This is a genomic window from Vibrio sp. YT-17 (assembly GCF_033337375.1).
Taxonomy (GTDB): domain Bacteria; phylum Pseudomonadota; class Gammaproteobacteria; order Enterobacterales; family Vibrionaceae; genus Vibrio; species Vibrio alginolyticus.
On the sequence record NZ_JAWOQP010000004.1, the window covers coordinates 278,489 to 290,075 of the forward strand.

Below are 11,587 nucleotides of genomic sequence, written 5' to 3' on the forward strand. Positions count from 1 at the left end.
ATGTTTGAAATGGTTAGTCGTTGGTATAAACGACGTTTCTCTGACCCTCACGCAGTAAGTCTCGTCGCGATCTTGCTGTTTGGCTTTATCACCATTTACTTCTTTGGACACTTGATTGCGCCATTACTTGTCGCGATCGTTTTGGCTTATCTACTTGAATGGCCAGTTGTCAAAATGTGTCGTATAGGCGTGCCGCGCACCTTGTCGGTTATTATCGTTATCTTGGTCTTTGTCGGGTTGATGTTAATTGCGTTGTTTGGCTTGGTTCCGACGATTTGGACTCAGGTCGGTAATCTAATTAACGATATTCCGAACATGTACAACGGGCTACAAAAGTTTATTGTCACATTGCCAGAGCGCCATCCTGAACTAGCCAATTTAGAAATAGTAGAAACCGTGGTGACGAACGCCAAAAACCAAGCACTGGGGCTGGGTGAAAGTGTCGTCAAAGGGTCGCTTGCTTCATTAGTTAGCATTGCAACGCTAGCGGTATATTTGATCTTAGTGCCACTCCTTATCTTCTTTTTGCTTAAAGACAAAGAAGAAATGCTGCGAATCGCAAGCGGTATTCTGCCGAAAAACCGTAAATTGGCGAATAAAGTTTGGCATGAAATGAACGAGCAGATATCAAATTACATTCGCGGTAAAGTGTTAGAGATTTTAATCGTGGGCGGTGTGAGCTACGTGACTTTTGCCCTTTTAGATCTTCGTTACTCGGCGTTGCTTGCCGTAGCCGTTGGTCTGTCGGTTTTGATTCCTTATATCGGTGCGGCGGCTGTTACTGTACCTGTTGCTATCGTTGGTTTGTTCCAATGGGGTTTAACGCCTCCGTTTTATTGGTTGTTGCTTGCTTACGGTATTATCCAGGCGCTGGATGGTAATGTGTTGGTTCCTGTTCTGTTTTCCGAGGCAGTAAACTTACACCCAGTTGCTATCATTGTGGCTGTATTAGTCTTTGGTGGGCTGTGGGGTTTTTGGGGGGTGTTCTTCGCCATTCCTTTAGCGACATTAGTCAAAGCCGTATGGCATGCATTACCAAGCACGGAAGAAAACGAACCTGTCGAACAAGAGTAGTTGTTACCAAAGGTACGATGGTTAAAAGAAAGCCCAGCAGTTTGCTGGGCTTTTTGTTTGTAGAAAAACAATAGCGTTTAAGCGTTTTCGTTTAAGTAGTTTAATACGACTTCGTGGTGATCTTTGGTTTTGAACTTGTTGAACACATGTTCGATCACGCCTTCTTCATTGATCAGAAAGCTAATGCGGTGAAGACCGTCGTATACTTTGCCCATGAATTTCTTTTCGCCCCAAACGCCGAACTGGTCAGCAACGGCATGGTCTTCATCAGAAAGCAGAGTGAAGTTTAAATCATCGCGCTCGATGAACTTGCCTAGGCGCTTTACAGGGTCGATGCTTACGCCGAGTACCACCACGTTATGTGCATCGAGTTCAGCTTTGATGTCACGAAGGCCTTTTGCTTGTGTAGTACAACCCGGCGTCATCGCCTTAGGGTAAAAGTAGAAAAGTACTTTCTTGCCTTTAAAGTCTTCAAGAGAAACGGTATTTCCGTCTTGGTCGAGCAAAGAGAAGGCTGGCGCTGGCGAGCCTGCTGTCAGCGTATTCATTTTGATTTCCTTTACTTTATAGTGTGTTTTTAATGAAATTCAGAGAACCTTGTACGTTGAGCGACTTACAAAGTTCATCGAAGTCTTCTTGTAACTGCATCAAATTAAAATCCGCGCTTACAGATGCAGTAATCGCAATGTGAAACTGGTCAGAATCGAGTTGAATTTTCGACTTGCTGATGGTTTGCGCGCTAAGAGAGTCTAAACCAATCTGCTGATCAGCGAAGAACTTAGTAAATTTTTCAGTTAACCCAGGGCGGTCTTCAGACTCAATAAACACTTCCATGGTGTAGCTGTTATCGAGCAGTTCGTGCGCCGCTGTGCGTTTCATGATCGTAATAAGGTCATGTTCTTGGCCAAGCAGGGGCAATTGCGTTTCAACTCGAGTCACGCTGCTGGCGTTCCCAGTCAGGAGCATGATCAGCGTAAATTCGCTGCCAAAGATAGCGATACGGCTATCGACTATGTTACAACCAGCTTGAGTAACGAGCTGTACGACTTGGTTACAAATGCCTGGACGGTCCGTTCCAACTGCTGTAAGTACCAGATGTTGCTTCATAAATGAGCTTCTTGTCCTTTCTTCAATAGAGAGATGTTAGCACAGATATTGCGAAGAAATATCGAGCCAGTTCTTTTTAGTCTATAAAAAGCAGGAGGATGTTGAGGGGAGTGGTGGGAAATAAACAGTAAATGCAGGCTGTAGGATAAACAAAACGTTTGCATGATGTGCTTGCCTATTGTCTGGCCGTTTTATTCACTTAGATCTGACTTGGCTAACAAGACCAAAGAGTATATTTTCCTTGCTTGTGCTCTTCAGTATTTTCCAAATCACTGATAGATTCTAAAGTCACTCGAAAGCCCAACACGATTATCAATATTGCCGTTAATCAAACCAAATAGAGCAATTAAGTTGCTAGACCTCTAACAACTGGTAATTATTCATTCATTTGTACTTTGTAAGCGAGTTTACGCTCTTGTGTTTTTCAATCGCATTACAGTACCATGCAGAAAGAGTTAAATGAGGGAGATAAACATGTTTTCAGGAAGTATCGTAGCGCTGATTACGCCATTCAAAGCAGATGGCGAAGTAGACTTTGATGGTCTGCAAAAGCTAGTAGAGTACCACGTTGAAGCGGGTACAGACGGTATTGTGGCAGTAGGCACAACAGGTGAGTCAGCGACACTGACCATTGAAGAGCATGTAAAGGTCGTTAATAAAACTGTTGAGTTTGCCGACGGTCGCATCCCTGTGATTGCTGGCACGGGTGCAAATGCTACCCATGAGGCAGTAACATTTAGCAAATTACTGGCTGATTCTGGTATTGCTGGCTTCCTGAGTGTGACACCGTATTACAACAAACCAACTCAAGAGGGTTTGTTTCTACATTACAAGGCAATTGCCGAAGCGAGTGATGTGCCTCTAATTTTGTACAACGTACCAGGCCGTACTGCTGTTGATATGCAGCCAGAAACAGTGGCACGCTTGTCAAAGCTTGATAATATCGTGGCTCTAAAAGATGCAACGGGCGATTTGGAACGAATTGCAATTCATCGTGAACTTTGTGGCGAAGATTTTATCTTACTAAGTGGCGATGATGCGACAGGGCTGGATTTTGTGAAACTTGGCGGCAATGGTGTTATCTCGGTAACGAACAATATTGCAGCTAAAGACATGGCAGACATGTTCCATTTGGCAAGTGAAGGTAAGTACGAAGAAGCAGAAGCGATTAACCAACGCTTGATGACTCTACACAAAAACCTTTTCATCGAAGCAAGCCCTATCCCAGTAAAATGGGCAGCGCAAAAGCTTGGTTTGATTGAAGAAGGTGGTTTGCGTCTTCCTTTAACTACGCTTTCTGAAAAATCGCAGCCGATCGTCGAGCAGGCGCTAACAGACGCCCATATTTATTAAGATTGAGCTATTAAGATTGAGTTACTAGGATTGAAGTTCATACTGGGGGCCAAAGCGCCCTCGGTGTTTTAGGAGTATAGATGAAGCTTTCAAGCCAGTTAGTGTTAAGTTCATTAGCTGTATTCGTATTGACTGCCTGTTCAGGTGGTGCCAATCAACGTCGTCAAGCAAAAGATGACTTCGAGTATTTGAACTCCCCCAATTTGGGTGAGTGGAATGTCCCACAGGGTGCACAGCCTCAGTTTTACCCTAACTACGAGATCCCTCAGGGTAACTACGCTGGTGGTGTCGGTAAAGATGTCGACATTCGTCCACCTCAACAAGTCCTAGAGCTTATTCCCGGTGCACGTCTAGACCGCAGTAGTGATGGTGAAGTGACACTTTGGCTACTTCGTAAAGATGAACTAGATAAAGTTTGGCAAACGGTGCAAAACATGGTCGCGGCCAACGAGATTCCAGTTGAAAGCCAAACAGACTCTCGCATCGAGACAGGATGGGTGACTTGGGATTCGCCAGATGAAGAGCTAGAAATTGGCAGCCGATATGAAATCGTACGCGCTGAAGCAAATGGTCGACACGGCTTTAAGGTGAGCCTTATTGACTGGCGTGAAGGCAATCAAGTGAAAGAAGTAACGGCGACCAACCGTGAGCGCTACAATGTGTTCATGACGAACTTGGTCACCGCTCGCTACGATCAAGAAGTGCGTGAAGAAGCACAGCGTAAAGCGCAAGAGTTGGTTAAACAGATCCCAATCACAATGGGTAAAGACCGCAGCGGACTTCCAGTGATTATCGCGCGTGCGCAATACAACATGCTTTGGCAGCGTCTGCCTAATATTCTACCTAAGATGGGCTTTAAGATTGAAGAGCGTAGCCAGTCTCAGGGCACAATCACTGCGAAATATGCGTCTCCGGATGATGAATTCTGGAACGATATCGGCGTTAAACCAGTGGAGTTAGCCGCTGGTAAGTACACATTCTTACTTGGTGATTTAGGCAACCGTACGTCTATCAATATCACCGACTCCTCTGGCAAGCCAGTAGAAGAAGAGTTTTTGAAATCACTAGCGCCTGTATTGGCTGCAACAGTGAAGCAGTAAACAAAGCGAGCTTAACGCGGCGTGTTTACTTAATGATAGAAAAGGGACCTAGTGGTCCCTTTTTTGATGTTTAGATTAAATGTGTCGAGATGAAGCTGGTGAGTAACTAACGAGGCTCGTTTTTGTTTTTATCTTCTTCAGCGTAGCGCTGTTTATCCAATGTGTTCAGCTTATCTAAATCGTTCTTACGGCTTTTATCCATCTGACCAAACTTCATTTTTGCGGTATATTTGAGTGCGGCAATATTACCAATGACCACGCTCAACACTACAATAATAATGACCCAAGGATTGGTTAGTATTTCTATCATAGAGCCTCCGGCGGCGTGATATTGTGAATAAATTTGGCAACGACGTTATCCAAATTATTCAGTATGACGTCAATCCCTGCAATGTTGTCGGTCTGATTTTGTTTAATCAACTGGCTTCTGAGTACATCAAGCGTCAACTGCTCGAGGCATTGCTGCCCGACAGCGCGGTGACTAATGTGCCAAGGCTCAATCGAAACGCCACCTAAATCATGCTGATAAGGAAAGAAGAAACCGAACCGACCAAGGTTGGCTTTTAACCATTGGTAGAACGCCTGCTGGTGGCCTTCAAGATACTCCCAAGGTTCCAACTTGAGTTTGGTGTCAGCAGGCAATAAATTGCGCGCATAGACATCAAAATCACAACCCCAATGATGACGACTTCCTCCGGGCAATGCCGACCAGCGCAAAATGGCCATCAATTTCTCTTCGTCATTTAACTCTGCTTTATTCAAAGGGCGGGAGTTGATGTCGAGAATTGGCAACTCACCAGAAAACTTCCCGTTCCAGATGGCTTTTTGGCGATTAAAGTCACGAAAACCACTGGCGATTTCCATTTTGAAACCTGCTTCTGTTGCCGCTTCAATCATCTTTAGCAGATCGTCAGCCACTTCAGGGTGGAGTAGAAACGCTTTTTGCCCCACTAGTGTGGATTGAAGATGAGAATCAGTGATTCCGGTGAGTTGCTCTGGTGTCATTGTGTTCTCGCTGATTATTTCGCCAATAGGTGTTTCAACGTGTTTTCGTACATGTCCGTCAACTTTTCAAGATCGTCGACTTTCACACACTCGTTCACTTTATGAATCGTAGCGTTAACAGGACCTAACTCTACGACTTGACCTCCCATTCGAGCAATAAAACGACCATCAGACGTACCGCCAGTTGTAAGTAGCGCTGGCTTCGTATCATTGACTTCGGCCACTGCAGCTACAACCGCGTCTAGCAGTGCGCCCGTATCGGTCAGGAATGGGTCACCGTTGAATGTCCATTTTAGGTCGTAGTCCAGCTCATGCTTGTCCAATGTTTCGGTAACACGCTGAACAATTGCGTCATTGTTAAGCTCAGTACTAAAACGTAGGTTGAACTGAACATGGAACTCGCCAGGAATAACGTTAGACGCACCAGTGCCAGCCGATACATTCGGGATCTGGAAACTGGTCGGTGGGAAGTAATCATTCCCTTTGTCCCATTCTGTCGTCGCGAGTTCATGAATCGCGAGTAGAGACTCATGCACTGGATTGCTGGCTAGGTGAGGGTAGGCCACGTGGCCTTGTGTTCCTTTTACCGTTAAATCACCAGTGATGGATCCACGGCGTCCATTTTTCACTACATCGCCAACCACTTCGGTGCTGGATGGTTCACCAACAATACACATATCGATGTTCTCACCACGTTCCATCAACGTTTCTACAACACGAACGGTACCGTTGATAAATGGCCCTTCTTCATCCGACGTAATTAAGAAGCCAATTGAGCCTTTGTGATCTGGGTTTTCGGCGATAAAGCGTTCAACTGCAACAACCATAGCGGCGAGTGACCCTTTCATGTCAGCTGCGCCGCGGCCATGCAAGTAACCATCAATAATGGTCGGTTCAAACGGATGTGTATTCCAGTGTTCCAATTTGCCAGCTGGTACCACATCGGTGTGGCCAGCAAACGCAAATAGCGGCGCTTCTGAACCACGTCGAGCCCAGAAGTTCGTGGTGTCTTCAAATACCATCACTTCAATTTCAAACCCGAGTGCTTTTAAGCGCTCGATCATCAAATCCTGACAACCTGCGTCTTCCGGCGTTACGGACTGTCTACTGATCAGATCTTTAGCAAGTGCCAATACTGGACTGTCTGTCATCCTTGAGTATTCCTTTATTTAAGAGTTGAAAATGCTAGCGTATTGATCAGCTTTAAAACCGATATGAAGTTGATCATTCACTTTTAAAATTGGGCGTTTAATCATCGCAGGGTTTTCTACCAAAAGAGCGATGGCGTTTTCCTCGTTAAGTGTGTCTTTCTGCTCTTGCGCTAATTGGCGGTAGGTTGTGCCACGTTTATTGAGCACCTGTTCCCAACCTAAAGCGCGACAAAATTCACTTACCATTTCTGCATCAATGCCTTGCTTACGGTAGTCATGGAAGTCGTAAGCAATATCCTCGGCTTCTAACCATTTCTTGGCTTTTTTGATCGTATCGCAGTTGGGAATACCAAACATGGTAATCGACATAGTCTTTCCTTTTTCTTTGTTCTATTTTTCACTGGCGCGGTTAAGACGCACTTAAGTGATTTGGGCTGTTAAAGCATCCTATCAAGAAGCAATCAAACTGACAAAATGCGGTGGAAAATATTTTCAGATAGATTGAGATAACTAATGTCACATAACTTATTTACGATGAATGCGCTATAAATCGAATAAAAATTCGTCTAAATCAAATGGAAAAGTCGAGTTATTGATCAAACGCAACACCTCGCTGAGCAAAAACGAAATAATGAATCAGCACAATTTTAGGAGGTGTCAATGGAATTGAGTCCTGTTTTTGCAAGGCGGCTATATTTGGCCTTGTTGGTGGAAAACCTAGAAAGGCCGAATGTGCCAAAGTTGATCGAAAAAACGGGGTGGCCTCGTCGTACTATTCAAGATGTACTCAAGGCGTTACCTGGGATCGGCATTGAACTCATATTCGTTCAAGATGGCCGACGTCATAATGACGGCTATTATCAACTTTCAGATTGGGGGCCTTTTGATAGCCAATGGGTTCTAGAGCGGGAGAGAGATATCGCTAGCAGTCTTGGATTTCGTGCATAAGCCAGCAATTGCTGGCTTTTTTCATATTCAGGCCTCATCCATTGCAGCGGTAGGCGGAACCCAGTACGCTAAATGAAGTGATAAAATCTTGTGGGGAAACCATAAAAACGGTGTCCGCATCGATAGCCGCTGCATTGTTTTTTAAATCGTTCATCGCGCCTTGCATCATCGCGTCATTAGTCATGAAAATGTAGTTATACCAATGGCCTTCACTTCCGGTGACTTCGCCTTTGTATTCGCATCGCTCAGGGTCGAATTGCGCGTCAATGCGAATATGAACATCTTGACTTTGAGCATGAGTAAGGTGAGAAGGCATCGTGCAACCCGTTAGAAGCACGACAAAAAGTCCAAGTAACAGGCGTTTCATTAGCTATTTCCCCAATACTATGTAAGCAGCAAAGCCAATCCAGCTCAGAACAAGTAGTGTCCAAGGCAGTTTGCTTGATGAATGGTTTGGCGCATCGTCGGTGATATTGTCTTGTTCGATAATCTCTTCATGCTGACGTTGTTTTTCACGTTGCTGTTTTTTCTTCGCTTTATCGGCTTGGCGGTTGCGCTCTTTTTGTTGTTTCTTATATTGCGCGATGCCTTTTTCGATACCTTGAGCGATGAGCTTGGTTTGCTCTTTGGTTTGGCCGGGCTTTTGCGTGGATTTAGCAATTCTCATCGCTTCGGCTTGTGTTTCTTGAGAAGGCACAGGGGTGGCAGGAGTTCTTTTTTTCATGTTTCTCATCAACGTCGCTGTAAATCTTTGTTTAGTTTACCTGTGTAAGGTGCTGAAATGAACTTCAGTTCTCATCTTTGTTGGCTTGCAACTCTGAAACGATAGGTTAAAGTGACGTTTTTATCACATAAAGAAGAAGATGTTGTGCGCTATTCGTTTGACCAATATGACGCTCATGGATTTTTAAAGGCGCCGATCATTTTATGGGTGGGATGGATGTTTCTTGTGCGTTCATGGGTGGTGTTTGCCATGGCTGGTGTAAGTCGTGATAGTGGCAGTAAGCTACTCGCTATTGTTTACCCAGATTCAAGTACGTTGTATTTAGGTTTGGCGATGGGCATTCCAAGTTTGCTTCTTATGTGGTTAATGGGGCTTCGTCATCCCGACAGAGGATGGGTAAACAGAATTACTCGCTATGGTCGAGAGATCACTTTGATCTTGTGCGGTATTCAACTTGCTCAGACCATGTATCATGTGTACCTAGAACATGGAGTGTTTAATTGGGCAAACGCCCTTACCATTACCTTATTAGCTTGGTTTATGATCTATCTTCTAAATGGAAGATGGGTAAAAGACTGTTTTCATGTGCCACAATTGGCGCACGATGAACAGCAGCATTCAAAGAATTAAAAACAATAACTTCCCACTCTGGGGCAAAGTAATAGAGGAAACCTCAATGTCACAAGCTCAAACGGCGATCGTGCCAGAAGCCGGGCCATTTGCACTGTACACTCAACTCAAAGTGAACCAAAACCGTGAAAACGTATTAGAAAAACTGAAAGCACTGCCAAAGTTGGTGGAAGAGTTAAACATTACCCAGCCGGGTGCAGCGCTGACGCTTTCTATCGCATTCACAAAATCGTTTTGGGAACACCTTAATGTAGACGCGCCAGAAGAGCTTATTGATTTTACTCAACTTGGCGAAGGTGACATCGTTGCTCCAGCAACAGACGTAGATGTACTGATTCACTGTCACTCGACTCGTCACGACTTGCATTTTTACGTGTTGCGTAAGTTCCTAGAAGAGACGGCACAAGATGTCACCATTGTGGACGAAACATATGGGTACCGTTACCTTGATGCTCGTGATATGACAGACTTCATTGATGGCACAGAAAACCCAAAAGGGGAGGCTCGCGCTGATGTGGCTCTAGTAAAAGAGGGCCCATTTGCTGGAGGCAGTTATGTTATGGCTCAGCGCTTTGAACATAACCTTGCCGCTTGGAATCGATTGAATGTCAAAGCGCAAGAAAAAGTGATTGGTCGTACCAAGCCAGACTCTATCGAGCTAGAAGACGTTCCTGCTGCATCACACGTTGGTCGCGTTGATATCAAAGAAGAAGGTAAAGGTTTGAAGATTGTTCGCCACAGCTTACCATACGGGATGGTGACCGGTGCTCACGGTCTGTTGTTCATTTCTTACTGCAATACACTTCATAACATTAAAGTGATGCTAGAAAGTATGTACGGCGTAACAGATGGTAAAACAGACCAAATGCTTCGTTTCACAAAAGCGGTAACAGGTGCTTACTTTTTCGCGCCTTCGCAAGAAATGCTCGCGGAGCTAGCCATCAAGTAAGTTCTCAGACTTCATTTCTTAAGCCCTCCAATGGAGGGCTTTTGTTTTCTATTTCTATTCCAATCTCTTTTCAAAAAACACTAAACTTTTCTGTTACTTGGTCGATAAGTACTCAAAGCCTTAATTTTAGGACTCTTTATTCGTGGCGATCACCGTTAATACCAATGTTGCAGCACTTGTCGCACAGCGTCATTTGACCAGTGCAACTGACATGCTGAACCAATCCATGGAGCGTTTGTCTTCAGGGAAACGTATTAACAGCGCAAAAGATGACGCGGCGGGTCTGCAAATCTCCAACCGTCTACAATCGCAAATGCGTGGTTTGGATGTCGCGGTACGTAACGCGAATGACGGCATTTCTATAATGCAAACCGCCGAAGGGGCGATGAATGAAGTGACCAATATCATGCAACGTATGCGTGATTTGTCGCTACAGTCAGCCAATGGTTCAAACAGCAAAGCGGAGCGCACTGCACTGCAAGAAGAAGTTTCTGCTTTAAATGATGAGTTAAGTCGTATTGCAGAAACGACCTCCTTTGGCGGACGTAAATTGCTGAATGGCACATTCGGTACATCGTCTTTTCAAATCGGAGCAACGGCTGGTGAAGCGGTACAAATTGGCCTGCGGACCATGCAGCCGGAATCTTTAGGTAGCTTTTCAATGAGCTCATATCAAAGAGTCAGTTCAGATTGGACGGTTCAAAACGGAAATAATGAAATTGTTATCAGCTACCGTGATAACAATTTTGAAGAGCAGGAGATCCGTATTGAAGCTAAAGCTGGCGACGATATAGAAGAACTCGCGACTTACATTAATGGGCAAACCGATAAAGTGAAAGCGTCTGTTAATGAGGAGGGGCAACTGCAGTTACTCATGTCCCACAAGGACGCCATAAAATACCCTGGACCAACCTTCAGTGGTGGCCTGGCTGATGAGTTAGAACTTGGCAAGTATGTCACCGTAAATAGAACGGTAGATAGTATTGATATTAGCACGGTCGGTGGCGCTCAGATGGCGGTCGGCATTTTAGATGATGCTTTGAAAACGGTAGATGGCAGTCGTGCGGAGTTAGGCGCGTATCAAAACCGCTTTAATCACGCGATCAATAATCTCGATAACATCCACGAAAACTTAGCTGCTTCCAACAGTCGTATCCAAGACACTGACTACGCGAAAGAAACCACGCAAATGGTGAAGCAGCAGATTTTACAACAGGTCAGTACTTCTATTCTGGCGCAAGCAAAACAAGCGCCAAACCTAGCATTGACCTTGCTTGGCTGATGAATGGCCTTGCCCGAATTTAACGCAAAACCTGCCTGTATCGACAATTCGAAAAGAAGCTTTAGCGAAAAATGAAAGTTTTTTTGCTTTTTTATCCGCTTTGTCACGATTACCCCTCCAAACGAATTATTTTCAAAAAAATCTAAAATTTTCTCTAAAGAAAACAGGGCATGCGCCGTTAATAAAAGTAACTTTGAGAGAACTACTTGGTTTTCCGAGACGTCGGAAACCGCTACACCGGAAAATCAATTGGAGAAATCACCA

At 44.7% G+C, this 11,587-nt stretch carries 16 protein-coding genes; 8 read left to right on the top strand and 8 right to left on the bottom strand.

Translation table 11 applies throughout. The features are described from left to right. On the top strand, positions 1 to 1,074 hold the full coding sequence (locus tag R7F67_RS06405) for an AI-2E family transporter (RefSeq protein ID WP_005380416.1): 1,074 nt from the start codon (positions 1 to 3) through the stop codon (positions 1,072 to 1,074). Between the two features lie 77 nt (positions 1,075 to 1,151). Here R7F67_RS06405 and bcp read toward each other — a convergent pair whose 3' ends face one another. Together bcp and R7F67_RS06415 are read right to left on the bottom strand one after the other, a co-directional pair. Beyond that, positions 1,152 to 1,622, bottom strand: coding sequence for a thioredoxin-dependent thiol peroxidase (bcp, locus tag R7F67_RS06410; protein WP_005380418.1), 471 nt, complete (start codon positions 1,620 to 1,622; stop codon positions 1,152 to 1,154). Between the two features lie 16 nt (positions 1,623 to 1,638). After that, a complete protein-coding gene (locus R7F67_RS06415) occupies positions 1,639 to 2,181 on the bottom strand; it encodes a glycine cleavage system protein R (protein ID WP_005380420.1) in 543 nt (180 codons plus the stop codon). A gap of 474 nt (positions 2,182 to 2,655) precedes the next feature. On the opposite strand from R7F67_RS06415, the gene dapA reads away from it, so the two are divergent. Beyond that, positions 2,656 to 3,534 carry a 4-hydroxy-tetrahydrodipicolinate synthase gene (gene dapA / locus R7F67_RS06420; RefSeq protein ID WP_005380422.1) on the top strand — a complete coding sequence of 293 codons (879 nt, stop codon included), beginning with the start codon at positions 2,656 to 2,658 and terminating at the stop codon, positions 3,532 to 3,534. A gap of 80 nt (positions 3,535 to 3,614) precedes the next feature. After that, the gene (gene bamC / locus R7F67_RS06425; RefSeq protein WP_005380424.1) at positions 3,615 to 4,634 is read left to right on the top strand and encodes an outer membrane protein assembly factor BamC; all 1,020 of its coding nucleotides are present in this window, start codon (positions 3,615 to 3,617) and stop codon (positions 4,632 to 4,634) included. Positions 4,635 to 4,740: 106 nt separating this feature from the next. On the opposite strand, the gene R7F67_RS06430 is transcribed toward bamC, so the two are convergent. From R7F67_RS06430 to R7F67_RS06445, 4 genes are read right to left on the bottom strand one after another with little or no spacing between them, the layout of a single operon-like run. Further along, positions 4,741 to 4,944 carry a DUF2897 family protein gene (locus R7F67_RS06430; protein WP_005380425.1) on the bottom strand — a complete coding sequence of 68 codons (204 nt, stop codon included), beginning with the start codon at positions 4,942 to 4,944 and terminating at the stop codon, positions 4,741 to 4,743. Then, on the bottom strand, positions 4,941 to 5,639 hold the full coding sequence (locus tag R7F67_RS06435) for a M15 family metallopeptidase (RefSeq protein WP_053306708.1): 699 nt from the start codon (positions 5,637 to 5,639) through the stop codon (positions 4,941 to 4,943). Before R7F67_RS06435 ends, R7F67_RS06430 begins: the two co-directional genes overlap by 4 nt. A 14-nt stretch (positions 5,640 to 5,653) precedes the next feature. Next, positions 5,654 to 6,790, bottom strand: coding sequence for a succinyl-diaminopimelate desuccinylase (gene dapE / locus R7F67_RS06440; protein WP_017820820.1), 1,137 nt, complete (start codon positions 6,788 to 6,790; stop codon positions 5,654 to 5,656). Between the two features lie 18 nt (positions 6,791 to 6,808). Beyond that, a complete protein-coding gene (locus tag R7F67_RS06445; RefSeq protein ID WP_005380431.1) occupies positions 6,809 to 7,159 on the bottom strand; it encodes an ArsC family reductase in 351 nt (116 codons plus the stop codon). Positions 7,160 to 7,450: 291 nt separating this feature from the next. Between R7F67_RS06445 and R7F67_RS06450 the strand changes: the two genes are divergently transcribed. Then, positions 7,451 to 7,738 (top strand): helix-turn-helix domain-containing protein, encoded by a 288-nt coding sequence (locus R7F67_RS06450; protein ID WP_005380433.1) that lies wholly within the window; start codon positions 7,451 to 7,453, stop codon positions 7,736 to 7,738. A gap of 34 nt (positions 7,739 to 7,772) precedes the next feature. Here R7F67_RS06450 and R7F67_RS06455 read toward each other — a convergent pair whose 3' ends face one another. Both R7F67_RS06455 and R7F67_RS06460 read right to left on the bottom strand, forming a co-directional pair. Then, entirely contained in the window at positions 7,773 to 8,105 is a 333-nt protein-coding gene (locus tag R7F67_RS06455) for a DUF4156 domain-containing protein (protein WP_005380435.1), read from the bottom strand. Between the two features lie 3 nt (positions 8,106 to 8,108). Continuing rightward, a complete protein-coding gene (locus tag R7F67_RS06460) occupies positions 8,109 to 8,462 on the bottom strand; it encodes a DUF2956 domain-containing protein (RefSeq protein WP_005380437.1) in 354 nt (117 codons plus the stop codon). A 144-nt stretch (positions 8,463 to 8,606) separates the two neighbouring features. On the opposite strand from R7F67_RS06460, the gene R7F67_RS06465 reads away from it, so the two are divergent. The 4 genes from R7F67_RS06465 to R7F67_RS06480 form a co-directional block, all read left to right on the top strand. After that, complete coding sequence (locus R7F67_RS06465; protein ID WP_025768263.1) at positions 8,607 to 9,092, top strand: DUF2919 domain-containing protein; 486 nt, start codon at positions 8,607 to 8,609, stop codon at positions 9,090 to 9,092. Between the two features lie 46 nt (positions 9,093 to 9,138). After that, a complete protein-coding gene (locus R7F67_RS06470) occupies positions 9,139 to 10,041 on the top strand; it encodes a Dyp-type peroxidase (RefSeq protein WP_054575544.1) in 903 nt (300 codons plus the stop codon). Positions 10,042 to 10,183: 142 nt separating this feature from the next. Then, on the top strand, positions 10,184 to 11,323 hold the full coding sequence (locus R7F67_RS06475; protein ID WP_005380443.1) for a flagellin: 1,140 nt from the start codon (positions 10,184 to 10,186) through the stop codon (positions 11,321 to 11,323). Further along, a partial coding sequence (locus R7F67_RS06480; protein ID WP_318057108.1) for a hypothetical protein occupies positions 11,316 to 11,587 on the top strand: 272 nt, incomplete at its 3' end. The genes R7F67_RS06475 and R7F67_RS06480, both read left to right, overlap by 8 nt.